General features: G+C 35.5%; 27 protein-coding genes. 5 read left to right on the top strand and 22 right to left on the bottom strand.

Going from position 1 to position 23,909, the window contains the following annotated elements; all coding sequences use genetic code 11:
• Positions 1 to 10 precede the first annotated feature (10 nt).
• From H3R29_RS00500 to H3R29_RS00450, 11 genes are all read right to left on the bottom strand, one after another.
• Entirely contained in the window at positions 11 to 475 is a 465-nt protein-coding gene (locus H3R29_RS00500; RefSeq protein ID WP_122037184.1) for a PTS sugar transporter subunit IIB, read from the bottom strand.
• A 15-nt stretch (positions 476 to 490) separates the two neighbouring features.
• Positions 491 to 898 (bottom strand): PTS sugar transporter subunit IIA, encoded by a 408-nt coding sequence (locus H3R29_RS00495; protein WP_122037183.1) that lies wholly within the window; start codon positions 896 to 898, stop codon positions 491 to 493.
• A 191-nt stretch (positions 899 to 1,089) separates the two neighbouring features.
• A complete protein-coding gene (locus tag H3R29_RS00490) occupies positions 1,090 to 3,639 on the bottom strand; it encodes a sigma 54-interacting transcriptional regulator (RefSeq protein WP_187156879.1) in 2,550 nt (849 codons plus the stop codon).
• A gap of 127 nt (positions 3,640 to 3,766) precedes the next feature.
• Positions 3,767 to 4,300, bottom strand: coding sequence for a hypothetical protein (locus H3R29_RS00485; RefSeq protein WP_198202256.1), 534 nt, complete (start codon positions 4,298 to 4,300; stop codon positions 3,767 to 3,769).
• 180 nt (positions 4,301 to 4,480) lie between these two features.
• Positions 4,481 to 4,744: a hypothetical protein gene (locus H3R29_RS00480; protein WP_122037180.1), complete on the bottom strand. Its 264-nt coding sequence runs from the start codon at positions 4,742 to 4,744 to the stop codon at positions 4,481 to 4,483.
• A gap of 176 nt (positions 4,745 to 4,920) precedes the next feature.
• Entirely contained in the window at positions 4,921 to 5,739 is an 819-nt protein-coding gene (locus tag H3R29_RS00475) for an alpha/beta hydrolase (protein WP_198202255.1), read from the bottom strand.
• On the bottom strand, positions 5,726 to 6,496 hold the full coding sequence (locus H3R29_RS00470; protein WP_174794801.1) for a YibE/F family protein: 771 nt from the start codon (positions 6,494 to 6,496) through the stop codon (positions 5,726 to 5,728). Before H3R29_RS00470 ends, H3R29_RS00475 begins: the two co-directional genes overlap by 14 nt.
• Positions 6,493 to 7,617, bottom strand: a complete 1,125-nt coding sequence (locus H3R29_RS00465) for a YibE/F family protein (RefSeq protein ID WP_143443999.1) — start codon at positions 7,615 to 7,617, stop codon at positions 6,493 to 6,495. The genes H3R29_RS00470 and H3R29_RS00465 overlap by 4 nt, the downstream gene beginning before the upstream one ends.
• A gap of 124 nt (positions 7,618 to 7,741) precedes the next feature.
• Positions 7,742 to 8,518 (bottom strand): transcriptional regulator, encoded by a 777-nt coding sequence (locus tag H3R29_RS00460; protein ID WP_198202254.1) that lies wholly within the window; start codon positions 8,516 to 8,518, stop codon positions 7,742 to 7,744.
• Between the two features lie 25 nt (positions 8,519 to 8,543).
• Positions 8,544 to 9,629, bottom strand: coding sequence for a D-alanine--D-alanine ligase family protein (locus H3R29_RS00455; protein ID WP_198202253.1), 1,086 nt, complete (start codon positions 9,627 to 9,629; stop codon positions 8,544 to 8,546).
• Positions 9,630 to 9,796: 167 nt separating this feature from the next.
• On the bottom strand, positions 9,797 to 10,819 hold the full coding sequence (locus tag H3R29_RS00450; protein WP_198202252.1) for a helveticin J family class III bacteriocin: 1,023 nt from the start codon (positions 10,817 to 10,819) through the stop codon (positions 9,797 to 9,799).
• Between the two features lie 126 nt (positions 10,820 to 10,945).
• Here H3R29_RS00450 and H3R29_RS00445 point away from each other — a divergent pair, with 126 nt between their 5' ends.
• Positions 10,946 to 11,950: a CAP domain-containing protein gene (locus H3R29_RS00445; protein WP_198202251.1), complete on the top strand. Its 1,005-nt coding sequence runs from the start codon at positions 10,946 to 10,948 to the stop codon at positions 11,948 to 11,950.
• A 181-nt stretch (positions 11,951 to 12,131) separates the two neighbouring features.
• Here H3R29_RS00445 and H3R29_RS09200 read toward each other — a convergent pair whose 3' ends face one another.
• The 8 genes from H3R29_RS09200 to H3R29_RS00405 all read right to left on the bottom strand — a co-directional run bounded on the left by H3R29_RS09200 (position 12,132) and on the right by H3R29_RS00405 (position 17,840).
• Positions 12,132 to 12,221, bottom strand: a complete 90-nt coding sequence (locus tag H3R29_RS09200; RefSeq protein WP_198202351.1) for a nucleotidyl transferase AbiEii/AbiGii toxin family protein — start codon at positions 12,219 to 12,221, stop codon at positions 12,132 to 12,134.
• A 13-nt stretch (positions 12,222 to 12,234) separates the two neighbouring features.
• Positions 12,235 to 12,825: a hypothetical protein gene (locus H3R29_RS00435; RefSeq protein WP_198202250.1), complete on the bottom strand. Its 591-nt coding sequence runs from the start codon at positions 12,823 to 12,825 to the stop codon at positions 12,235 to 12,237.
• Positions 12,826 to 13,018: 193 nt separating this feature from the next.
• Entirely contained in the window at positions 13,019 to 13,492 is a 474-nt protein-coding gene (locus H3R29_RS00430; RefSeq protein WP_198202249.1) for a nucleoside 2-deoxyribosyltransferase, read from the bottom strand.
• Positions 13,493 to 13,541: 49 nt separating this feature from the next.
• A complete protein-coding gene (locus H3R29_RS00425; RefSeq protein ID WP_198202248.1) occupies positions 13,542 to 14,372 on the bottom strand; it encodes a hypothetical protein in 831 nt (276 codons plus the stop codon).
• An 11-nt stretch (positions 14,373 to 14,383) separates the two neighbouring features.
• Positions 14,384 to 15,067, bottom strand: a complete 684-nt coding sequence (locus H3R29_RS00420; RefSeq protein WP_046324162.1) for a TetR/AcrR family transcriptional regulator — start codon at positions 15,065 to 15,067, stop codon at positions 14,384 to 14,386.
• 140 nt (positions 15,068 to 15,207) lie between these two features.
• On the bottom strand, positions 15,208 to 16,188 hold the full coding sequence (locus tag H3R29_RS00415; RefSeq protein ID WP_198202247.1) for a ribose-phosphate pyrophosphokinase: 981 nt from the start codon (positions 16,186 to 16,188) through the stop codon (positions 15,208 to 15,210).
• A 153-nt stretch (positions 16,189 to 16,341) separates the two neighbouring features.
• Entirely contained in the window at positions 16,342 to 16,998 is a 657-nt protein-coding gene (locus H3R29_RS00410) for an alpha/beta fold hydrolase (protein ID WP_046324160.1), read from the bottom strand.
• A complete protein-coding gene (locus H3R29_RS00405; protein WP_198202246.1) occupies positions 16,995 to 17,840 on the bottom strand; it encodes a glycosyltransferase family A protein in 846 nt (281 codons plus the stop codon). The genes H3R29_RS00410 and H3R29_RS00405 overlap by 4 nt, the downstream gene beginning before the upstream one ends.
• 138 nt (positions 17,841 to 17,978) lie before the next feature.
• Between H3R29_RS00405 and H3R29_RS00400 the strand changes: the two genes are divergently transcribed.
• A complete protein-coding gene (locus tag H3R29_RS00400) occupies positions 17,979 to 18,944 on the top strand; it encodes a DUF1002 domain-containing protein (RefSeq protein WP_198202245.1) in 966 nt (321 codons plus the stop codon).
• Between the two features lie 4 nt (positions 18,945 to 18,948).
• Here H3R29_RS00400 and H3R29_RS00395 read toward each other — a convergent pair whose 3' ends face one another.
• Positions 18,949 to 19,752 carry a ribonuclease H family protein gene (locus tag H3R29_RS00395; RefSeq protein ID WP_110445460.1) on the bottom strand — a complete coding sequence of 268 codons (804 nt, stop codon included), beginning with the start codon at positions 19,750 to 19,752 and terminating at the stop codon, positions 18,949 to 18,951.
• A gap of 69 nt (positions 19,753 to 19,821) precedes the next feature.
• On the opposite strand from H3R29_RS00395, the gene H3R29_RS00390 reads away from it, so the two are divergent.
• Together H3R29_RS00390 and cls are read left to right on the top strand one after the other, a co-directional pair.
• A complete protein-coding gene (locus H3R29_RS00390; RefSeq protein ID WP_046324156.1) occupies positions 19,822 to 20,754 on the top strand; it encodes an alpha/beta hydrolase in 933 nt (310 codons plus the stop codon).
• A 17-nt stretch (positions 20,755 to 20,771) separates the two neighbouring features.
• Positions 20,772 to 22,235, top strand: a complete 1,464-nt coding sequence (gene cls / locus H3R29_RS00385; RefSeq protein ID WP_370567374.1) for a cardiolipin synthase — start codon at positions 20,772 to 20,774, stop codon at positions 22,233 to 22,235.
• A gap of 48 nt (positions 22,236 to 22,283) precedes the next feature.
• Here cls and H3R29_RS00380 read toward each other — a convergent pair whose 3' ends face one another.
• Positions 22,284 to 22,925, bottom strand: coding sequence for a nitroreductase family protein (locus H3R29_RS00380; protein ID WP_198202243.1), 642 nt, complete (start codon positions 22,923 to 22,925; stop codon positions 22,284 to 22,286).
• A gap of 136 nt (positions 22,926 to 23,061) precedes the next feature.
• Between H3R29_RS00380 and H3R29_RS00375 the strand changes: the two genes are divergently transcribed.
• Positions 23,062 to 23,364, top strand: a complete 303-nt coding sequence (locus H3R29_RS00375; RefSeq protein WP_046324154.1) for a nucleoside triphosphate pyrophosphohydrolase — start codon at positions 23,062 to 23,064, stop codon at positions 23,362 to 23,364.
• Positions 23,365 to 23,392: 28 nt separating this feature from the next.
• On the opposite strand, the gene H3R29_RS00370 is transcribed toward H3R29_RS00375, so the two are convergent.
• On the bottom strand, positions 23,393 to 23,869 hold the full coding sequence (locus H3R29_RS00370) for a hypothetical protein (protein WP_046324153.1): 477 nt from the start codon (positions 23,867 to 23,869) through the stop codon (positions 23,393 to 23,395).
• Positions 23,870 to 23,909: the final 40 nt, after the last annotated feature.

Raw genomic sequence — 23,909 nt, 5'->3', positions numbered from 1 at the left:
CATTCTCCTCCTATTTAAATAAAATCTTCTTAGGATCGCTCGGGACTGCTTGAATATTAACCTCCTTACCCGCTGAAGATATTTCTCTAAGAATTTGCTCATCGTGATCTGTTACATTTACCATTTTTGATAACGGATGAGTTCCTGGTAAGGCCTTTGTTCCTCCCAAATTGATGGCAGTAATTTGTGGCACTTTTTTAGCTAATGTCACAGCAGTTTCAATCGTTGGTACAACAATGAGTAATCGATATTTGTCAGTCTTTCCGGAATTGATCGCTTCAATTGCGTCCTTTACACTTTTGAATACCAGCTTTACCCCTTGAGGTTTCCCTAAGCGTAAAGTAGATTTGCGCAAGTCATCTTTAACTACTTCATCATCTGCAATTAAAATACAATTTGGTTGTAATTGAGAACACCAGGAAAAAACTACCTGTCCATGTAACAAACGGTGATCAACTCGTAATAATAAAATCATTTATCTACTTCTCCTTTAAAAATCTTCTTCAGTTTCATTTGTGGCAGAATTTTGACTTGGTAAAAGAAGGCGAACAGTATCTTTACTTGTATCTACTATTTTCTGAATTTGATCAACAGTACATTTAGCATCAAGTAAAACTAAGCTCAAAACCAAAGCAGTATTCATACCACTAATTAAATAAATATTGTTTGAAACTAATTTTTCAAGCGCCAGACGGTTTACACTGCCACCAAGTAAGTCAGTCACTACAATAAACTGTTCTTTTTCTTGAGCCAATTTCTGTAAAAACACTGTCAGATCTGGGCCATTCGGCAAGTATGAATCAAAAGCAACCAGATTAGGTTGATCTCCTGCTAGTAATTCAATTGTATTTTTCATCCCACTCGCTAATTTTCCATGACTTAATAAATATATTTTCACTTACTTGTGCTCCTCTTTAGAAAATGTTTAATAAAACAAAGCTTTACTAATAAATAATTTCTCACCTGTTTATTCTTCTTCCCCCTTTCCTTTTCAATGTACTATTAGCAAAAATAATGCCAAGTCTAAGAATTACTGCTAAATCAGCAAAACAAAAATAGTGCTTAAGTATTCCTTAAACACTACTTACCTTAAAGATATTCTTCTAACAGTTCAAAAATTAATGAAATTTCAAATTTATTAATTTTGATATTGTATTTCATCTCAATCGGCTTAAATATCGTACTTGAAATAGAAGCGAATTCTTTTTCCTTATCATTTTTAAAAATTATATCATTGCTCTTTTCTTTACTTTCACTGAGTAAAATCCTTTCAATCATTAAAGAAAGATGCATGTACAAATTTAACTTAATTTTACCGCTAAACTTTACACCATAATATGTTTGGTATTTGGCCACAACAGACTGGACTTCATTAATGACAGTATTAGGATTGAGAAACTGCAGTCTCTCCTTTATACCTTGAATTGTGAGAAATTTTAAAAATCGTTCAAGTAAGTTATCTACATTTTTGCTTTTTTCTCCTGAATTTAATAAATAATTTTTTAGTTCCGCAAAACCCTTCTGATCCAGTATATTGTATATATTAATCAAAGGCAGATCTAAATTGATATTAAAATCTGTAGTAGTGATGATTAATTGGGTATTTTTAAAAAAGCTTTTATCATTATTATCAATAAGTTCACGCAATTTTCGATAGTCCATCGTGATAATTTGCTTATTGGTAGACAGGGTTTTATTTATAATATCTTTAATTGCTTGTGACATACCGGCACCCGATAAACATGAAACTATAATATTGTCTTTATCTGAAAGTCCTTCAAAATATTGGACTCCCATATAGTTACCATAGTTTTTCGCCTTTGCCGTGATTTCTTTAAATGTTTCTCCTCTTTGCACCCTAATAGCAACATCAAGTGCAGAAGCTGTAGTTAAATTATTAATTACTAATAATTTCTTATTAGAAGAATGTTTTATTTTAACAAACATCTGGTTCAAGGAACCCATATCAAATAATAAAATGATTCCATGATCGTTTGCTTTTTGAATTTGCAAATATTCCTTTACACACTTATTAATATTGTCAACAGTAGCATCGATTGGCATATCAAAAGCCTCAAAAATATAGTTTCCTGCCAGACTGTTAACAATTTTTTGAATACTTGTAGCCGTTGACTCACCGTGTGCCAGCAGTATGCAAGTATAATTAATGGCTTCTACTTTTTCTATTAAATCGGCAAATAACAATATAAACCAAAGGTAATAACTATCTACAATTTTAGGATTTATTTTAGCTAACAGCTGTTGATAAACATAAAATGACCGTGGATACTTCTGCTCTAAAAGTTTCTTTAGTTCACTTGTATGTTTTAAATTTTGCTCTTGGACACTGGCTAAGTTAAATGCAAAAATTAAAGCTTTAAATTCATTTTGAGTTAAATTAAGTTTTAAACCATATTTGTTGGTAAGAGTTGTTTTAATAATTTTGCTAATATTTTTTCCGATTGATTCTTTTACATTAGTACTTATGGGACGTGAAAGAGAACGAAGTGCACGTAATATTATTAACTTACAGTCACTGATGGGAGAACTTTTAGAAATTGCTTCTATCAGTTCGTTTTGAATACTCTGTAGACTATCTTGCAGATGTTTAGTCATTTGTGACAATTCAGTAATATTAAATTCACTATCAATTGGAACCAGATAATTATGAGAAGATGGATATTCTATCGAAATAGTCTCCTTTTTAGGAGACGTAGTATATCCTTGTGAACAAATAAGCTTTATTTTGTTTTCTAACGAGCCAATATTTCCTGGAAAACTTTGACTAGCTAAATTTATTATCAGTTCATCAGGTATTAAGAATTTACGTTGAGTTTCTATTGCTTCATGTTTAAAACATTGAATAGTAATTGCAATTCTTTCTATAACCGGACGATCAATAAAATCAGGTAAAACAATATGTAACGGTATTCTACGCAAAAATGTTTTTAGTAAATATTTGTCCAGATTTTCAGTTGTAGCAAATATTAACTTGATATTTACCTTATGAGGTTGATTTACTTCACCTAGAGGATAAAACGTACCATGATCAAAAAGAGAAAATAGTTTTTCTTGATCTGACTTTGATAAACGGTGTACTTCATCTAAAAATAGATAACCATTATTGGCTTCGTCCAAAAGTCCTAATTTATCTTCTTCAGCTCCCGTAAAAGCACCTTTTTTGTAGCCAAATAAAACTGACGACAACAGTTCAGGATTATTAGCATAATCTGCAGTATTTAAAGTGACAAACTTGCCTTTATCCTTTACTTTTTCTAGCTCTACAGCTTCTTGATAAGTTTTCTTAGCTAACAAGCTCTTTCCCGTTCCACTTGATCCAGTAATCAGTATTGGCAAGCCATTTGGTGGATATAATATAGCTTGTTTAAGCGCACCAATTGCTTCTTTTAAACTGCCATTATAACCAATAATTTGACTAAAGGCAGTAGGCTTTTCCCTAATTCTCCAATAAACAGGCCGAGTGCCGTATTTTTCTACTAATTGTTTTTTATAAAGTTGAGCTAAGTATCCACTTACAACACTTCTACTTAAACCAAATTTAGCAGCAATCTGAGAAGTAGTTAGCTTTTCATCTTTATCTTCTTCCAAAAATCTATATAAATGCTCTATTGCCTTCATATGTTATCCTTTTTTGAACACTAATTGAACTTTCTAAACACTATTTATGTTCATAAATTTATGTTCATTATAAATAATTAATTGCAATTGTGCATTAGTATACCAAAACGTTAGCTAAAAATAACCATCATTTTTTATTCTCTTCAACTATTTGCCTAATTTTTGCATACCGCTCATCCCATTTATTAATGATTAAGTTATCGTATTCCTGCTTTAATAAAAAATCGAGCAAGTCTTTTTTATCAGGTCGATCTAAAAACAAATATTTTTGCGGGACAACAATTTCAGGCAAAACGGCTCTTAACTGCTTGAGTGAAATCTTTTTAAGAGCACATGATTTTAAAATAGGAATAATGCAGCCATCATCTTTAGGCATAAAATAGTCATATATTTCTCCATAATTATCCTTTTGAATTTCTTGCCCTATCTGGGCTAACGTAGCAGCATTACTGCTAATCAAAGGTGCACACTTAATAAAAAGTTGTATCCCGCCATTACTGCCGGTAGTATAAACAAAGGCTTGAAAACTGTCCTTAAAAAAACTCTTACGGTACTCAATTATTTTTTGTCCCGTTAAAATTTCTTTGACATACTCCTTATGTAGAGAAACTAGTAAAGTAGGTAAAAACGGATCATAAACTTTATCTTTTATTGTACACATTATCAATAATACCTTCCTTTATTACTGGCTTTTTGTTACTTATGCTCATCATAAATATGTTTAGTTAAACAAGCAACTCTATATAGCAAGGAAATTAAAACAACAATACTAAGTTATTTTAGGCAAAAAAATTGAGCTGTACCTCAACCATTGAAGTACAGCTCAGTTTTTCTAATCATCTTATGCTCTGTGCCTTAATAAATGAACTTTTGCGGGTTCACCTTTTAACCAAGTAGCAAAGAATGCATAGCCGAAGACCATCAAAGCAACTACAGCCGCCAAAATAATCATATTATTATTGTTCAGCGAAATTGCTTGTTCTTCTTCTAGCAGATTCTTTGACTCATTAACTTGATTGCATAATCCAAAGAATAACATGATTAGACTGCTTAGAGTTAGTAAGCCATTAACTGCCGTTAAAATTTTTATCTTCGTTAGCTTCAAAAAATCATGTCCTTTCTTTCGATTTAAATACCGGTATTATATACCCTCTGGAAATAAATGCAAGGCCTTTGCTTAAAATAATTTAAATTTTTTATTTCTAATATGAGTATTATTATAATTTTATAATTAAAACTTCTAAATCCGAACAAAAAGAAGTACAGCATCTGTACTCCCTTTTATTGCCATTCACTTGTTAACCATTCCTGTGCCAGTTCAAACCAATGGGCAGCGTGCGGATTCTCTTGCCATTCTCTGCCTTTAACTACCATATCTTTTCGTGCTAAAGAAAAGCCGTGACCACCACGATTGAAAATATGAACTTCACACGGCACTTTCTTTTCATGTAATGCTGCTGCATACTCAAACGTATTAGTGACAAGAACCACCGGGTCATCCCAGGCATGAAAAATAAATGTTGCTGGCGTATTAGTGGTTACGCCTAAAGAACTATCCTTGATAAATTCATCTTGCGGAACTTTATCCTGCTCATCTTCTGGGATATCAAAGCCAATTTTGGTCAAGTTAATTAAAGGATAACCCAAAATAGTTTTATTAGGCAAAACTTCTTCACTCTTAAAGCCAAACTCTTTCTGATACTTTGAAGAATTAGCCATGCTGTTGGCAAAACTAGTTACGTGACCACCAGCGGAAAAGCCAATCGTGACTATTTTGTTGGGATCAATCTGATATTCTTGCGCATGATCGCGAAAGTACTTAACAGTAGTTAAGACATCAAGCCCGGCATCCGGGTAAATATCGCCTTCATCTTGCACGAGGTTATATTCCATAACCACGCTGTTAAAACCACAGTTATTGAAAGCCAGCGCTACAGGTTCACTTTCTCTTTGAGACAAATGATCAAAGCTGCCTCCGGGAACGACAATTGCCAGGGGGTGTTTTGGTGTTACCAGCTCGCCAATTGACCCCAAAGTGTATGTGTGCACGTTGAACTTGCGCTGGTTAAAATTAGTTAATGTTAAATCATTTACTTTCATTTTTCTCCCCCACTTTTACCATGTTTTTTGCTAAAAAGGTTGTTGCTAATGGTACTGTTAATAATACACCAATTAAAGAATACATTATAATTAAAGCTTCATTAACAAACATTTTTTCATTTAGTACTTCGCCTAAAGTGTAATTCAAACGAATATACCATAAAAATAATGAAAGGAAGCTGCCAAACATCCCAAACAAAATGGTATTCATTGCTGTTCCCAAGACGTCATTACCGATTTTGGCTCCACTAGCTTTCAGATCTTCATATGAAATTTCTGGATTATGCTTTTTGATTTCAAGCAAACCGGAGCTCATTGATACAGCAGCTTCAGCGACTGCGCCAAGTGTGGAAAAGATAGCAACTGCTACTGCAATCAAAGGATAACTTAATCCCGGCATTTGCGACAAGCCAACCAAAATTTCACCAGCTTCTGGTCCAAGTCCGGCAGCTTGCGCTAGCCATTCGAAACCCAGAATGATTAAGCTGGCTGCTAAACAAACAACTAGAGAAGAATAAAATGAATTTTTAGCAACCTGATAATCATGCGTGCCTAAGAATATAATAGTTACCAGTTTTAACGGAACAAAAATCAAAATCAGAAGAGGAATACTAATACCCCATGAAATCAAGATGGCTACTAAGATTAATAATAAAGTGTTGATCAAAACGCTAAAGAAGCTGCGAATGCCAGTTTCTCCACCTACAATCGTCATTAGGATTGCCAATACGATTAGCAAGGCAGTTAATGTACTCATTCTTCAGTCCCCGCTTTCCGCTTTTTTTCTTCTAAAAACAGCAGGCTGCAGCCAGTGGCAAAGACAACTGTTAAAACTATACCAATCGCTGAGATAATACTCTGCGTGACACCAAGTGAAAGAGTAAAACCAAAGGTGGAACGCAAACTGTTATTATCGCGCAAATAGATAATTGTCATGGGCAATTCTTCAGACATAAAAATTAATACCAAAACATTAATCAGAGGCCCCATGATTTCCTGACCCATAGTCCGTCCACTTTTAATTAATTGCTGGGCAGTTAAATCTGCTTTAGTCTGAACTAATTCATAAAGACTGGAAATAATATCAGTGGCTTCATCCATTACAGCCCCTAAAATGCCTAACAAGGTTTGTGCTAAAAAGATGCCGCGAGGATCTTGAGTAGCATAATCTCCCGTTTCGTATTTGATCTCCGATTCACCAGTCAGGCGCATAATCAAGTAGCACAATGCAAAAGAAACAAAAGTACCTAGAATCGTCGCCAACCACGTTGCCAGCATTTTACGGTTAAAGCCTTGAACAACCAATAAACTAAAGAATGAAAAAACAATATCAGCCAAGCCGAACAGTAAAACAATATAAGAACCGTTAAGTTTGATATCCAGCATGATAACAATATAAAAAATTATCCAGCTGAGTATCATTGACGCGATTAAGTTAAATGATTTTTTACCGGCAACTGCGACCATCAGCGTTGACATTACAGTCAATGCTAAAACCAAAACCCAGTCTCGTTTGGGATCCTGAATAACTGGTTCACCATGTTTAACATTGACCAACACTCTCTGACCCGCGCGAAATTTCTGCGTAACCAATTGCGAGGGGTAATACATATTAGTAGTTTTATAAGTTTGGCCCTTAAACTTGCCTGACAAGACTTTTAAATGAAGAACCTGCTTTCTGATTTCATCTTTATTACCATAGACATCCGTACTTTTTTCTTCTAAAGTATCCTTAATTTTAGTATCGGTGATTACAGCTACATCATTTTTAGAATAAATATCCGTCGCAAAATAGGTACAAGCTGTTAGAATCAAGCCTATAGCTGCAGTTAATACCGCAAATAAGTAGCGCTTCTTAATTTTTTTCAACCAAATCATTCCAATCGATTTATACTTACCTACTGTAACTTAAAAGCAGCCCTTAAACATAAATTTTAAGCTAAGTTTGCAAAATTTAAATATTATAAAAACGGCTTTTAACTAAAAGTCGTTTCTTATATACCTACATATCGAGAAACCGTTGCCACCAATGGGTCTTTTCCGGCTCAACCTGCATGTCTGCTAATGTCCGGTGAGTATTGGCACTGGCACCTTTTTCGGCATTTTCTTTAGCTTTAGCCAAAATTTCCTCATGCATTTGCTCGCTGGACTTTTCTTCGTCTTGTGCAACTTGAGCACGCTTTTCAGCCGCAGTTAGTGGCTTAGTATCAGGCATTTCGTCAACATCAGTTATATCATCAGCATTAGTCACGATTCCTGAAATATCAGGCAAAACGCTAAAATCATCTGCTGAACTAGTAGTTTTAGAAGCAGGCGTTTCCAATTCTTTTTGCTTTTCCAATAACTGTTTATTCTGCTTTTCGATATGATCCAATTGCTTTTGCAGATTACTCAGTGCCGTATTCTGCTGGCCAATTGTTTGTTGTAAGGCATTCAGTAGTTTCACCATCTGAGAAGTAGACATTACTTCCTGCTTTTTGTCATCTTCGGTTTTTTCAGGCTTATCTTTTTTAGCAGTAACCGCAAAAACCTGTTGAGCAGCTTCCTGTAAGGTTAAACCGTTATCCTGGGCCAATTTGTGAAAATCTTCCAGGTCCTGTACATCCTGCTTGCTATATAAACGTGCATTTTGCTTTGTTCTGGCATAATAATCAGGCTTACCAGTAACTTTTTCTACAATTAAAGAATATTTACGTAATGTAGCAACACTAATGTGCAGGTGCTTAGCCGTTGCCGAAGGCGCAGTTAATTCTTCAAAATTATGCTTATCTTCACTCATCAGATATACTCCCTAGCACAATTAATTAACCAATTTTATGTAACAGGTTTTTCTTATGGTCAAAACGCTCTTGCGCTTTTCCAATTAAACGGGTAATCAGTTCAGAGTACGAAATACCTACTTCTTCAAACAGCTTAGGATACATACTAATATTAGTGAAACCGGGCAGCGCATTAACTTCTGTCAAAATAACTTTATTATCACTGGCACGTAATGTCGAATCAACCCGAGCCAAGCCACTGCATTCTGTAACTTGATATACTTTTAAAGCATTTGCTCTAACTTTATCTACAATTTCTTGAGGTAATTTTGCCGGAATTTGCAAAGTAGTAGTGGAATCAGCATCATATTTATTTTCATAACTGTAAAAAGTTCCAGCCGCATTGATAATTTGGCCCACGCCTGAAACAATTGGCTTGTCATTACCTAAAACAGCAGTTTCAACTTCTGTACCGTGAATGGTTTCTTCAATTAAGACCTTATCATCATATCTAAAAGCGTCAGCCAAAGCATCAGCAAATTCTTCTTTATTGGTAACATGATGAACGCCAACTGAAGAGCCTTGATTTGACGGCTTAACAAATAGATCAGAACCTAGTTTCTCACTGACTTTATCATAGTCGCGCTTGGCATTAGCATCATCTTCATATTCAAAGCGTTTAATCGCAATCCAGTCAGCAACAGGGACGCCAACACGTTGTGCTAAAATTTTGGTAAATTCCTTGTCCATGGTTACAGCAGAAGCTAACACATCATCGCCAACAAAAGGCTTATTCAAAATTCTGAACAGTCCTTGCAGACAACCGTCCTCACCTAAATTACCATGCACAATTGGAAAGAAAACATCAATTTCCGGTAAATTCTGCAGTTGAATTAAGTTTGAAATATTGGTTACTTCATGTGGATTCTCAATAGTATATTTAGGATCTTTTAAAACTTTAAATGAATCCTCTTCGCTTGCTAAATAGCCATCATTGGTTATCCAAATTGGGTGAACATCAAACTTATTTTGGTCAATCGCATTATAAATATTGTGGCCTGACATGATTGAGACTTCATATTCAGATGAATTTCCACCAAAAATTAAACCAACTTGTGTTTTCTTAGTCATTATTTTTACCTCTTAGCATTATTTCTTAACTTTTTATTATACGGCAAGAAAAACCCGAAGAATTGTAATTTAGACAATTTTTTAGGATTATTTTTATTATAAGCAAAAAGCCTTGTATAAGACAAAATCATAAACAAAAAATTTATACTATATTAAAAAATACCGTTTTATTCCCAGGTTATTTCATAAAGCTTATTTATTTTTGTGGGATGCTTGCCAGGATTAACCGGATCAAACGACTGATGATAGGCTACAGTCAAATAGATATCATTACTGGCAATCAGTTGTATGCCTTCTAGCTCAGTATAATAACCGGCTAGCTCTAATTGATTTTTCTGAGACAAATCAATTAGTTCCCAATGTGACGGATTGACTGCATTCCAAGGAATTTTAACAATTTTGCGGTTTCGGCCCAGTCTGTCGTCTGCAAACTGACTGGAAATATAGATATCCCGATTATTATCAATGGCAAATCCCTGCAGCGACCCTACTAATCCCATGCGACCAGACAAATCTGGTATTTTAAAGGCAGCTAAGCACCTTATTGTAGTAATATCAACATGTTTGGTTAACGTTGCTGCTTGATCAAGAGCATTATTAATATCGTTTAAATAATAAAGTGCAAAATAGCCGGTAAAGTCATTATCCCCATAAGCTATTAAAAAGTAATTTAAATTAGGAGAAACCGCAACTTCCACACGTGCGAATTGATCTCCACTGCAACTGATACCAAAATCAGCTCCTGCATAATTTAAATTGGACAGTCGCGGTCGCATTTTGGTATTTGCAGTAACTTTAAAATATCGTGGAATTGCAATACGTGCAATTTGTTTAGACCAGCTAGACCAACCTGGATTCAAATCATTTGGCTTGGTGCCAATAAACCACTGCCCCTTTCTTCCGGCATACTCCAAAGTTTGTGTATGACCAGCAGCCGTTCCAGTTAGATGTAAAACTGGTAACTGCTTATTAAAAGAAACATTACTGTTATTTTGACCACGATAAATAAAAGTATCTCCTGCTACATGTTGTAAAACATAAGCATAGCCATTATTAATAGTAGTTTTCTGAACTACTACTTGCCGCAAGTCCTTGTCTACCGGGCCGGTTACCCCATCCCAATCATCTAAGTTACTATTTAAAGTAATACTAATATTTTTTGCCAGTTGCATATTTGCATTATTAATCAAAATACTTTTTCCCTCATAAAAGTCTTGTGCAACAAATTATTAAATATCACTATCTTTTTTCAATCTGAATAATACTTAATTTAATTTTGCCTTATAATTTATATTAAAGAAAGGAGAGCTCTTTAAATGATTAAAAAAATTTATACTGCCCTCTTGTGCTTACTTTTCATTTTTCCATTTAGTAACACTAAAGTTTATGCGGCAGAATTCACTCCTGACGAAATAAATAAGATAGCCCATTTACAACAGGAATATGCACAGCTTGATACTACCACTTTTAATTTTAATAATCTTTATTTGAGCAAGCCCCAGTTTAAAAACAGATTTAAACAAGGAGCACTCGTTCCTGCTTACCTTAATAGTCAATTAGCCTACACCAACTATTATAGACAGCTATTTGGCTTGACTCCCGTTAGAGAAAACTTTCAGGATAATATTGCTGCACAAAAAACTGCAGCTGTGCTGGCCGCACTTAATGCCAACCCTCGGATTAACCAACATAGCCTGCCTTTTGAAAAGCGTCCGAAAGTAATTAACAAAAACGTTTGGCAGTTAGCGCGCAATATTTCAAGCAAAGCTAACCTTAATTTCAATACTAGTGATCAAACAGCTGGTGATGTTATTACTGATCTGCTAACCGACCAATATAACTTAACCGGCGCTGACACTGGTCACCGAGCATGGCTATTGTCAACACGCTTAACTTCAACTGGAGCAGGCGCTGCGTACGGTAAGAATGGCTACCGCTATTCTGTTCAAAAAGTTTTTAATCCTGATGACGTTTTTCGTGCTCCCAGCCAAGAAATGGTAACTTATCCCAGCAGCGGCGTTTTTCCAATCGAGCTTTTGCAAGGTCAAAATATTGCCTGGTCTGTCTATCTTTCAGATCAAAGCTTTAACGGCAATCCAATAATCACCATTACTGATAAGGATACTGCCCAAACTTATCAGGCTAAGAATGTCCATAATTATAGTTATACTGGCTATGGCAATTTTGAAACTATTATCACTTATTATCCTGGATCAATCCCACTAATAGTTGGACATGAATATGAAGTAAAAATCACGGGCTTAACCAGTTACACCTTTAAGTTGTTTCAACTTAAAAATCCTTCTGAATCAATTCAATAATAAAAAATTTCGGCAAATGATGTATCCTATTATGTCATTTAATGTAATTTGCCATAAATAATTTCCCTTATTTACTTTTTCAAAAATTTCATTAAAGCTGTTCCTTGAAATAGTAGTATTTTCTAAAGCAATTCTAGTGATAAGTAAGTTCAGCTTTAGTTTTTTATAATCAGTTCGCTTTCTAAGCTTGTTTAACATATATGTCATAAAAGTCTTTCATTCGAGTATTAGCAGTACTGCGACTAAATACTGTTTCTAGTTTTTGGGCAATAAAAGTTTCATTTTTATAGCAATATTTCTAGGTATTCTTGAACTTTTTTAACAGTTTTGAATTTTCTTGCAAAGTACAGCAATTTGGCAATATTTTTATTCGGCTGTTTTAAATACTGCTTATAAGCTTTATTTATTATTTCAGGATCAATGTGATTCTGTGGTCGTAATATTTCTGCCATAGTTCGATCAATAGAATAAACCCTAACATTATTTCCACTAGGAGTTTTTACTATTTCTATACCCAAATTATACATTTGAAGTACTTGTTGATGGGGCACAATTTGTTCTTTTAGCTGCGAATTTTTATATCCTCTCGGAAAGGTAAGATCAATTTTATCTGGAACACGATCACTCAAACCATATAAATAAAGTGCAGACCTCAACGATATTATTCCCTTCTTGAGCCTAAGCTGAATAGTATAAAAAGCATCTTCCAAATGGTTTGGACTACCATAAATTCCTTTATCAATCAAAATTAACGTATTGTTATTAAGATAGCTCTTAATTTGTTGTCCTGAAAAGTTTTTCTTTGTGAGTTGTTTTCTAGACAGCACATAGTTATTTTGTTTCAACAAATTTTCCAATTCAGATTTTCTAGTCATTTTAGTCACATTCTCTTATCTATATTATACCCCATTATATAAAATGTCGGGGTATAATATAGATAAAACTAAATAAATAAAAACCATATTTCGAAACTTAAGCGAAATATGGTTCTTATTAAAACGAATTAATATCTATTTTCAGAGAGTTATTTGCATCTTTAAGTAGATATTTTTTGAACTGAGTAAAACTCTAAAGGTAGCGTGCAACAGCAGCTAACAAATCTTTTTCATTATTAACTATAGTTCCATTAAGCTTAATCAAACCCGTGGTGTACAAGTTAACATAATGAAACTGATTTTCAGCAATCTGAGTTAGAGCGTGCAGTTTTTCCTGGCTAGTAGCACCCTGTTGGCGTGTATCAGTGTATAAGCCAATTATGGGAATCTCTTTTGCATAAGCCACACCTATTTCACTAGCGACACCATTATCAATGCTAAGTCCATCAAGCACCGCAATCATCAAATCACTATTAACTAGCTTCTCGGTATCTGCCTGAGCGATCATTTTAGAATCGGCATACGCTTGTTTATCATTAATTGACGCGTTTTCTTGGGGCAAATATAAATCAATGGCATCATCTATTTGCCGAATTTTTGCCGCTAATTGCGCGTTATAATTAATTTCTGCTTGTGAAAACAAAGCATTTGCAAAATAAATTTTCATATGAGCTTCCTTTGGTAAAAATGACCAATTGCTTTTTAAGCCAAGCAAACTAATTGTTTGGCGAGCTAATTTCCCATGGAATCGCACTCAGGATATAAAGAACAACTCCGATAATTACAAAATCCAGGAAAATACTGCTGCTAATCTCCAATACATAACCTAATACAGCTAAGCTTTCAACGTTAAAAATTACGGGTATAACTGCCAATACGCCCGCAATTAATATTAACCAAAACCCGGCCCACATACCAGATGCGGTAACTTCGTGAGTCAGCATTTTTGAATTTAAAAATAACTTCATATCACTTATTAATGACCGTAAACTAATAATAGCCATTACTAGTATGATTACATTAACGATTAATAAAATAAAAGCGACATTGCCCCCAAGTGTAATAGTATTCAAATTAAAAGCATCTATTACGTCATATGGGGCATTATTTTCCTGTTCTTTTAGTTTTTCTTGTACTAATTGGGCATCACTAGATACGCCTTGATCAACGTTTAAATCAATGTCATGCAAAATTTGCTTGGCTAATTTCATATTACTGAATTTAAACCATGGCGTACCCAACGTATAGTCAATAATATGGTCGGCAATTGGCTGTGTTTGTTTCGTAGTCAACAAATTAGCGTTGCCATTTTTATTAGCACCAATTATTTCTGCTAAAGCATCAAAGTGCTTGTTGATCTGCCTGACAACTACAGCCTCATTACTATTGCTTCTAATTTGCCCTTTCATGAAAAAGGGATTTAGGAAAGTAGCGGTAATCATGGTTAGCGACACAATCAGAAAGATAATAAAGGACAGAACTTTTTTATAATCCTCGTTCTGCTCTCTATTTATTCTGTGCAAACCATCTCGCGCGCCATTTGCCATATTTTTCCTTTCTAACAGACAATCTCCTTGTCTTCATCAAACATTGTATCTATAGCATGATGAATGGTTTCATCATCGGTAGATTCGATAATCTCATGACCTTCTTTGAGCGCTTTATCAATAGTAGATTTTGAACAATGTAAGAAACTATACATAAATGATTTTGTACCATAATCTGCTATTTCTTCAGGAGAAACGTCATATTCTTTATTATCATAATAAAGACGACTAATGCCTGTTACAACAAAAGCAATTCCCAGCCGTACTTCTTTTGCATCAAAGTCCACGTGGTTAAATAGCTGTTTTTCCTTTAACCAGTCATTAATGGTCTTACTCCAAAAATCTAACGATTCGTTACTCTTAAACACTTCTGTAATAATGCGCTTAAGACCTTCATCTTTGATTCCCAGCATTTCAATTGCATAAATAAAGGCTTTAGTACGCGCACAAACTTCGTCTTCCTTATTAACGCCGAATTTTTGCACCTGCTTATCTAATGTATTAAGAATATTGCGCACTACATCAGTAATCAAGCTTGATTTATGTGGATAATACGATTGCAGTAAGGATTTGGAAATTCCCGACTTTTCTGCAATCATTTGAAATGAAACATTATCCAATCCATTTTCTCTAATTAAGTGAAATGTATTACTTAAAATTGTACGTCTTCTTTTATAATTTTTACGTCGTGCCATAATGTCTTCTCAACTCCTATACATTTTGCCTTAATTATACCAATGATATAGAATAAATAAACAAAAAAGGCACCGGTATATTATATGTTTATAATTTAGATTAAAAAACAAATCTTATCAGCAAGCCATTTAATATGTCTTTACTTTAAATCACTTTGACTTAACAAATGCATTGAGCGATCATTATATACATAATTAATTCCTCGCGCCAAAAGCAAATCAACAGAAATACGGACCATTCTGTCCGGATAATGGCTGTGCTTAATTGTATCAGTTACTACAATTTGTTCAATTGGTAATTCATTCAAAACTTCAAGCGCGTTCTGTGAGAGCAGTGCGTGTGTGGCAGCAACATAAACCTTCTTGGCACCAGCTGCTAAAACAGACTTGGTTGAAGAAGAAATGCGTGATCCGGTATCAATTAAATCATCAACAATAATGCACTTCTTGTCTTTAACATCACCGATCATATCATGTACATCCGCATCATAACGGGCACGGCGCTGATCCACAATTGCGATAGGAGCATCAAAGCACTGGCCAAAGTTACGGGCAAGTTTAGCACCAGAGTGATCCGGTGAAACAACTACAATGTCATCTTCTTCTTTAGTAGCAATACCATTATCAATAAAATATTGCGCTAATAACGGCATAGCATGCAAATGATCAACCGGAACATTATAAAAGCCTTGAATTTGTGAAGCGTGCAAATCAAGTGCAATTAAATGATCCATACCAGTAATTTGTAATAAATTAGCTATGAGTTTAGCAGTAATTGGTTCCCGTGAACGAGTTTTGGTATCTGAGCGTGAATAAGCCAGATATGGTACTACTACATTAACCCTATGCGCTGAAGCACGATGCAATGCATCTAAAACAATTTCTAATTCCATAAAGTTTTCATTTACAGGATCTTGAATTGACTGAATGACAAAAACATCACACCCCCTGACACTTTCGCCAATATTAACTTGGATTTCGCCATCGCTAAAATGCTGCACAGCAGTTTCGATTAACGGCTTTTTCAATATTTGCGCAATTTTTTCATTTAAAGCGGGATTTCCGCCGAGCCCAATTAGCTTCATTGGGTGCATTAACTGAAGAAGTTCTTCCTTGTTCATAGCTACCTCGTTTTTTAAAAAATACAATCTTTGCAAGTCTATTATAACCAAAAAAGTCATCAGTGCCTAGAAAAGTAATAATTCAAGCAAAAAGCCGAAGATACTTTCGGCTTCTACTATACGAATTTACTCTTATTTCTAGAATTCAATGACCTATTGGAAAAAGTCTTCCATTAAGTTTAGTAATTTGAAACTCCTTACGGCGTAACTTTCATGTTTTTGCCTGGGCATAACCAAAAGCTGTCCTTGAGGAATAATCTGGCTATACCAGCGAACATGCTCTACTTTAACCCAGTCTTTTTCACCTACTACACAATAGGTAGGTATTTTAATTGCCTTTAAGCTGTCAACCGACATAAAGCTCTCTGATAATTCTACTTTACTGTCCCGGTTCATGCGTAAAAAACGCAGAAAACCTTCAGTAAGATAGTGGTAGGACCTGATGCCATTACCGTTAACAAAAACGCCCGCTATCATCAGCTTTTTAAAGATATCTTGATCTTGACTAGCCAGCATCATTGCCACCAAGCCGCCTGCATCAAAGCCAAAGCAATAGCAGCCTCTGATATGAACCTGCTTAATAAAAGCCGCAAGGTCTTCAACTTCAGTCTGGTAGTGCTCTGCTGCTTCTCCCTGACTCAGACCATGACCCCTCATATCCAGCACATAAACCGTATAATAAAGAGACAAAGGAGCCACTATTTGATCAAACATGCCACCATCTAAATGGTGTCCGTGCAATAAAAGAAGGGGCGCGCCCTTACCTAATTTACTGTAATAAAGTTCATTACCATTTACTTTTTCTCTCATCTTTGGTCTCTCTCACTAGCCTCAATCAACTTCTGATTAGAACCATTTTCCTTCTTATGTTCATGCCACAAGCTACGGATGATAATTTTTACAATAATGTAATTCGCTTTAAAATTATCAGGAATCATTTTTGAATTAAAGTGATGAACCATGCTGTCTTTCCGTTGCCAGTAATGATATAGAGGCTTGCTATCACAATAAAAGCCCTCTGTTAAAGCTAAGTATTGGACATTAAATATTTGATCTTCCATAAAGGCCAAATTTTTCTTGAAACTAAGATGATTCTGGCGTACAACCGCCAATTTGTAGCCCTTGTTCCAAGTATAACCTTTAACAGGAGTAGCCAAGCAATGGTTATCACATAAAGAGCCAAATGGATTACTGATTAACTGGTACGTTCTAGCCTTACTCTTCATCCCCCGTACAACTTTTTTAGTGACAGGAACCGAGCCCGGCTTATTTTCGTAATCAAGCCAAAAGCCACAAGAAACCATTGCAGCATCGGGATGATCATGAAAGGCATTGACAAAAAAAGCTGTATAACCAGAATCTACCCAGTCATCACCATCATGAAAAGTAAAATATGGTGTATCAACGTTTGCAATACCAACATTACGCGCATCAGACAGGCCACCATTATGCTTATTTATTATTTTAAAGTAACGGAATCGTTCACGATAGCTCTCAGCTATTTTTCTAGTATTATCCGTTGAACCATCATTGACAATTAACAACTTAAAATTCGGATCATCTTGCTGTGCTAAATGATCAAGTGCTCGAGTCAAGTATCTTTCAACATTGTAAACTGGCATGATGACAGTTAATTCAGGTTGCGCAGTCATAGCTTCCTCCTTCACTTTTGTTATTATACCATCTTAAATATTAAAAATAACGTAAAGTAAGTAGTACATAACTATAATTTAAACTTTTGCGTTTATCATTTAGTATAATTAAGGACAGTTAAAAGGAGCTAATTACATATGAAAAAAGCAAAAACTATTTTAGCTATTATTACAATGTTATTTTTTAGTACCATTTTATGTGGCACTATTAAGCAAACAGTTAAAGCAGATGATTTGCCCGTAGTTTGCCTGGGAACGTCTTTGACTGAAACGCAAAAAAACGGCACGTTAAAAACTCTCAGCGAACCTCTAAAGGGCGCTAGCTATCAAACTATTACCATCACGGGTGCCGACTTAGTCAAATACCTTAACCCATCTGGTGCCAACTTTACTACTAATTCTGGTGTCTGGTCTAGTGCGATGATTGAAAAGACTGCTTCTGGTAATGGTATTAACGTCCACATCCTTGACTATCAAGGGCGCAACAATATTACCACAATCACATCCGATCAATATAAAAATGCCGCCTTAACTGCCGGTATTTCTGACGCTAATATTTACGTTACTAGTGCCGTTCCTATTGATGGTTCAGGTGCTTTAGCCGGTGTCTACGCCGCTTACAGCAAAACCGGGGAAAACTTAAATCAGAGCCAGGTTAATGCAGCTCAAGATGAAATAAACACATTGAGTAAAATTACTAAAGAAAATAAAGATAAAGACGGCTATAGTGATGCGCAACTAAACAATGCTGTTGCAGGTGCAAAGCAGGAAATGGGCAAAATCGGTAACAATATTTCAAACAGTCAAATTCATGACATTGTTAACAACCAAATTAACATCAATCATCTTGGCGATGTCATTAACAACAATCAGAAACAACAAATAATCAACATCTTAATTGAAGTGCGTGATTCTGGTGCTTTAAAAAATCATAAATTTAGGGATCAAGCCGATGCTTTATCAAAAAACATTAAACAGAATGCAAAAGACATTTTCGATAAAATAAATACCCCGGAAAACCGCAATTGGTTGGAACAAATTTGGCACAGCATCACTTCATTTTTCAGTCACCTGTTTGGCGGTTTAATAGTCACTACATTTTAACTAATTACATTTGGTCCATAAATTTATTTAATGTATGGTCAACAAATTCATTACCGCGATTATTGGCGTGGCCTTTAGTCCATTCAAATTTGGTCTGAGAAAATTCACCCAAGAGCTGATCCAACTCCTGCCAGCATTCAAGGTTCGCAATTGGACCCTTAGAGCTTTTGGTCCAGCCACGCTTTTTCCAACCTTTAAGCCAGCCTTTGGTAATGGGATTTAGCACGTATTGAGAATCGAGTACAAACAGTAGTGGCTCGTGGTTAAAGTTTAACTCAAGCAATTTCTTGAGAGCTTCAATCAAAGCAGTTAATTCCATCTTATTGTTAGTCGCACCAAACTCACCGTTTGAATCATAAGCAGACTTTTGTTGGCCATCTTCTTGCCATTCAATTAGATAGGCCCATGCAGCTTTATCCGTTGCACGCACATGGCCGCCTTTAAAGTTACCGGTATTGCGGGTGCCGCCATCCGTATAGATTGTGGCAAAAAAGCTGGACGGATGCGCTTTAGTTGCCTTGTTTAATGCTCTATTCTTTTGGGGAGAAGTTGCCGCAGCAGAAGGCTTCTCCTTGATTTTACGGCTTTCTCTTTGAATCTTGGCAATTGCCTCTTTTAAAGAGTCCTCGTCTTTTTGAAAGACCTGTTGAACCGTCTCGTGATCCCAATCCAAATATTCTGTAGCATCCGTTATCTTGCTAAAAGATTTAAACTCAGCACCAGAATAGCCATCAACCTGTTTTCGGGCTTCATCCCAAGTGCGATAAACGCCTGGCTTGCGGCCCTTTTTTACTGCATAAAATTTCATATGTTCTCCTTTCACTAATTTGTCTAGTCAATGCTAAAATAGATGTAGTTCTATTTTTAAGGTGGTATTATGTTCTTCAATACTAAAAAATACAAGGAAGAAGTGGAAAAAAACCACAAACGTGATCTTGCACAAGAGCCCAGCAGGCTCAGTATGCTTTTTCTCGCTGCTTTGGCAACTTTTGCACCAACTCGTATTTTTTTGCGTTTACATAAAAAAAGAATTGAAGATAACGCCACCATTGAACCAAAAAAAGGTGACTTTGAACAAGTACCGATAATTTATTTTCATGGCTTTCGTGGCGGCGACTATACCACCAAGGTAATGGTCCAGCAGGCTCTGATAGATAAAGGAACTTCGAAGTATCTCAAAGTAACTACTGACTTACTGGGTAACTTCAAGCTCGAAGGTACCTGGACAGGTGATCGAAATCCCATTGTACAAGTTGTTTTTCGCCAGCGCCTCGTTGGCGTTTATGCGATTGATTACTACTTGCGTTTTACATTACCATTCTTAGCTCAAAGGTACCATTTTTCTCACTATTCGGCAATTGCACACTCTCTTGCCTGTCCCTGCATCGTACGCACAGAGATGCGCAAATCCCGTAAAAAGCAGTTCCCTCATTTGGTCAAATGTGCTTTTATCGCTGGTCCCTTTGACGGGGTAGTTTACTTAGGAGATATTCCTAACGTTAATGCCTTTAACCAAAAGGGTCGTCCAGCTGTAGTTAACTTGCACTACCTGTATCTTTTGCTCAGACGCAAACGATTTAATCCCAATATTTCAGTGCTAAACATTTATGGCAATGTTTTAGACAACACCAACAGCGATAAATTTATTTCCGTGACTTCTGCTAAAAGCATCCGCTACGTTTTAGCACCTTATGCCAAATCTTATCATGAAGTTGAGATTCGCGGTAAAAAGTACGCAGAACACAGTTGGATGCATGATAATCCCTTTGTTATCGACATTATTGATAAATTTATTGGTCTTAAAAAGTAATTTGATTTTTGGAGGAAATAAGTGTGATTCTGCTCCGTGACATAGGACGCATCATCATTATTACTAATACTATCTTAGCCTTTTACATCGTCTTTCACAGAAGACGCTCTGTCTCAACAACCTGGGCCTGGCTGATTATCTTGCTGGTTTTTCCAGTTTTAGGGATGATCATTTACGGCTTTTTCGGTCGGGGAATTTCGCAGGAAAATATTTTCGCTATTAACAAACAACATCATATTGGGTTGCGAAATGTCCAAAAATCTATTACTGCTGCTCCTAAAAAAATCAGTACATCTGATACGTCAAATAAGGCTAAGATGGTTATACACTTTTTTGATCACGATGGTGAGTCACCATTAAGTAAAAATAACCACGTTAAGCTTTATACCGATGGTGAAATCATGTTTCACGACATGATGCGTGACATCAAAAAAGCTAAACAGTCTGTAAATGTTGAATTTTACACCTTTTATAATGATGAAATAGGCAATGATTTCCTCGATTTGCTGATTCAAAAGGCACAAGAAGGCGTATCTGTACGCTTACTATATGATGCTTGGGGTTCGATGGGAGCAACTAAAGCCTGGTTTGACCAACTAAGAAAAGCCGGTGGTGTGGTATTACCTTTTATTACTTCACGTAATATGATTACCCGTTACCGGATTAACTACCACTTGCACCGCAAAATTGTTGTAGTTGACGGTAAAACATCTTGGACCGGCGGTTTTAATATTGGTGACCAATATCTCAGTCGCAAGAAAAAGTTTGGTTATTGGCGTGACAGTCAGGTGAGAATTGTCGGTTCAGCCTCTCTACTTTTGCAAGAACGATTTGTCATGGATTGGAATGCTTCCATTCAAAAGGAAAACCAAGTAATCACATTTAATACTGTTCTTTTCCCTAATTTAGATGAAAATGAAATTCATCCCGGCGACGTAGCTACACAGATAATTTCAGATGGGCCCGATCGTTACAATGCTAATATGCGTAATGGTATTATGCGCCTAATGTCTTTAGCTAAAAAGAGACTCTGGATTCAGACACCCTATTTAATTCCTGACGACGCGATGTTTGCGACTTTGCAAACTATTGCTATGTCGGGAATTGATTTGCGAATTATGATTCCGTGCAAACCTGATCACCCTTTTATTTACCGCGCCACACAATGGTATGCCAATGAACTATCTCGTTATGGTATTAAAATTTATATTTATAATAAAGGTTTTATTCATGCTAAAACAATTGTGGTTGACGACACTTTTTCTACGGTTGGTTCAATGAATCAAGACTATCGCTCTTATGATCTTAACTTTGAAGATGTTGCCGTTTTTTATGATAAAAATTTTACCAGTGAAGTCGCACAGTCTTTTGCAGATGATATGAAAGATTCATCATTATTAACACCCGAGGATATAGCCAAACAAGGTCGCTGGCTCAAGATTTTGCAAAGTTTCTCACGGATGCTTTCACCAATTTTATAATTAACAAAAAGCCTTCCACAACGGAAGGCTTTTAAAATGCGCTATTATTTATTCCGCAAAGTGATAAACACTTTCAGCTGGGTAGCGAGTTGTTTTAATTAAAGAATCTGCAGTTTCCTTACTTTTTCCGATAGCAATTGCCATAACTGGCACATAAAGTTTAGGATCAAGATTAAAAGTTTGCGCAACTTTGGAAACATCATAACCAGCAATTGGGTTCGTGTCGTAACCATGATTACGAGCAACTAACATAAATTGCATTGCAGCTAAAGAACTATCAACTATTGCATCTGTTGCACGCATTTCATAGCTGCCATTTTCATACAATGGCAAAAAAGTACTTAAAATTTCATTCAATTTTTCTTTAGTGATTTGGCCCTCTTCATAATTCTTATTCCACATTTCATGATAGGACTTGTAAGCATCACTATAGCCAAATATTTGTACAACAGCAGAGCAGCTATCAACCTGAGGATAATTAAATTTCATCATATATTTTTTTACTTTAGCCAAGCTTTCTGGTGTATCAGCTACTTCAAAATGCCAAGCTTGTAAATCACAAGCTGATGGTGCTGTAATTGTTTCTTCAAACATTTCCTTAAATTCTGAACGCGGAATCTTGACACTCTTATCAAAATGGCGCACAGAATGACGATTTTGAACCACATCATTAAAATCATTATTACGCATTTCGTCACACTTTCTTTATTAAATATATCTCTACTCGTTAATTTTACTACATCTTGTTACCGCTTTCACATATTATTTATAATTATTAGCAGTATAATAATATATAAATTATTACAGCTAAGAAAGGTCTATTAAAATGAAAAAACTAGTCAGAGATAAAATTCCAGAATTTGCTCATTATGCTACTTATCGCAAACTTGCTCCAGCAGAAATTGAACCAGCATTAAAGCAAAAACTAATTGAAGAAACTAACGAAGTTCTTGCCGCTAAAACCGAAACTAATTTAATTGAAGAGTTGGGTGACGTTTACGAAGTCATTTTAGCCTATCTCAAATTTAAAAACGTTGACCAGGACACTTTTTTAAATCAGGTCAATAAAAAACGCGCTCTTAAGGGCGGTTTTACTAAATATTTGGAAATGAACTGGGAAGAAAAATAATTCAAAAAAAGACACGCTTTTACGTGACTTAAAAAATATCCTGAATTTCAATATGAATATCATGATGAATGTGATTTTTGAGCGCCTCAACAATTTGCGCAACACCATTGGAAAAGCGCAGGTAATATTGTCTGTTCTTTTGGGTTGTCAAAATACAAATTACCTGTTTTTTCTTTGGATTAGGTACTTTAATTAAAGTTACCATTGCAATTTCCGAATATGAAATCGTTCGGCGAAAGTAACCTGAAACTACGGCCCTTTTTGGTGCCAGACCTGTAAAGCCGTCAATTATACCGATCATCAAGAAAATCGCTAAAAATATACTTAAACCCGGGTCTCCCTTTTCAATTAATTGCCAGGTAAAACCGATCCAGATAAAAATCACGGCCCAAATAATTGAAGAGGAGCGATAATGTCCCTTTAAATCAATATTTGCCTGCCAGTACCAACTATAACAGGTGTAGCCTAAAAGTAAGGCATCCAGAATTAGATAAAAAACTATCATATGACTCTCCTCAATTGTATTTTCATCTATTATAACAGAC

The sequence above is a fragment of the Lactobacillus sp. M0393 genome (assembly GCF_016102025.1).
In the GTDB taxonomy this organism is placed as follows: domain Bacteria; phylum Bacillota; class Bacilli; order Lactobacillales; family Lactobacillaceae; genus Lactobacillus; species Lactobacillus melliventris.
Note: the sequence above shows the minus strand (reverse complement) of the source record. Positions and strands in the feature narration are given on the sequence as shown.

Excerpts from the sequence above, each read along its gene's own strand:
- H3R29_RS00500 (WP_122037184.1), bottom strand. The coding sequence starts at position 475 with ATGATTTTATTATTACGAGTTGATCACCGTTTGTTACATGGACAGGTA.
- H3R29_RS00490 (WP_187156879.1), bottom strand. The coding sequence starts at position 3,639 with ATGAAGGCAATAGAGCATTTATATAGATTTTTGGAAGAAGATAAAGAT.
- H3R29_RS00485 (WP_198202256.1), bottom strand. The coding sequence starts at position 4,300 with ATGTGTACAATAAAAGATAAAGTTTATGATCCGTTTTTACCTACTTTA.
- H3R29_RS00475 (WP_198202255.1), bottom strand. The coding sequence starts at position 5,739 with ATGAAAGTAAATGATTTAACATTAACTAATTTTAACCAGCGCAAGTTC.
- H3R29_RS00470 (WP_174794801.1), bottom strand. The coding sequence starts at position 6,496 with ATGAGTACATTAACTGCCTTGCTAATCGTATTGGCAATCCTAATGACG.
- H3R29_RS00465 (WP_143443999.1), bottom strand. The coding sequence starts at position 7,617 with ATGATTTGGTTGAAAAAAATTAAGAAGCGCTACTTATTTGCGGTATTA.
- H3R29_RS00460 (WP_198202254.1), bottom strand. The coding sequence starts at position 8,518 with ATGAGTGAAGATAAGCATAATTTTGAAGAATTAACTGCGCCTTCGGCA.
- H3R29_RS00455 (WP_198202253.1), bottom strand. The coding sequence starts at position 9,629 with ATGACTAAGAAAACACAAGTTGGTTTAATTTTTGGTGGAAATTCATCT.
- H3R29_RS00445 (WP_198202251.1), top strand. The coding sequence starts at position 10,946 with ATGATTAAAAAAATTTATACTGCCCTCTTGTGCTTACTTTTCATTTTT.
- H3R29_RS00435 (WP_198202250.1), bottom strand. The coding sequence starts at position 12,825 with ATGACTAGAAAATCTGAATTGGAAAATTTGTTGAAACAAAATAACTAT.
- H3R29_RS00430 (WP_198202249.1), bottom strand. The coding sequence starts at position 13,492 with ATGAAAATTTATTTTGCAAATGCTTTGTTTTCACAAGCAGAAATTAAT.
- H3R29_RS00425 (WP_198202248.1), bottom strand. The coding sequence starts at position 14,372 with ATGGCAAATGGCGCGCGAGATGGTTTGCACAGAATAAATAGAGAGCAG.
- H3R29_RS00420 (WP_046324162.1), bottom strand. The coding sequence starts at position 15,067 with ATGGCACGACGTAAAAATTATAAAAGAAGACGTACAATTTTAAGTAAT.
- H3R29_RS00415 (WP_198202247.1), bottom strand. The coding sequence starts at position 16,188 with ATGAACAAGGAAGAACTTCTTCAGTTAATGCACCCAATGAAGCTAATT.
- H3R29_RS00410 (WP_046324160.1), bottom strand. The coding sequence starts at position 16,998 with ATGAGAGAAAAAGTAAATGGTAATGAACTTTATTACAGTAAATTAGGT.
- H3R29_RS00405 (WP_198202246.1), bottom strand. The coding sequence starts at position 17,840 with ATGACTGCGCAACCTGAATTAACTGTCATCATGCCAGTTTACAATGTT.
- H3R29_RS00400 (WP_198202245.1), top strand. The coding sequence starts at position 17,979 with ATGAAAAAAGCAAAAACTATTTTAGCTATTATTACAATGTTATTTTTT.
- H3R29_RS00395 (WP_110445460.1), bottom strand. The coding sequence starts at position 19,752 with ATGAAATTTTATGCAGTAAAAAAGGGCCGCAAGCCAGGCGTTTATCGC.
- H3R29_RS00390 (WP_046324156.1), top strand. The coding sequence starts at position 19,822 with ATGTTCTTCAATACTAAAAAATACAAGGAAGAAGTGGAAAAAAACCAC.
- H3R29_RS00380 (WP_198202243.1), bottom strand. The coding sequence starts at position 22,925 with ATGCGTAATAATGATTTTAATGATGTGGTTCAAAATCGTCATTCTGTG.
- H3R29_RS00375 (WP_046324154.1), top strand. The coding sequence starts at position 23,062 with ATGAAAAAACTAGTCAGAGATAAAATTCCAGAATTTGCTCATTATGCT.
- H3R29_RS00370 (WP_046324153.1), bottom strand. The coding sequence starts at position 23,869 with ATGATAGTTTTTTATCTAATTCTGGATGCCTTACTTTTAGGCTACACC.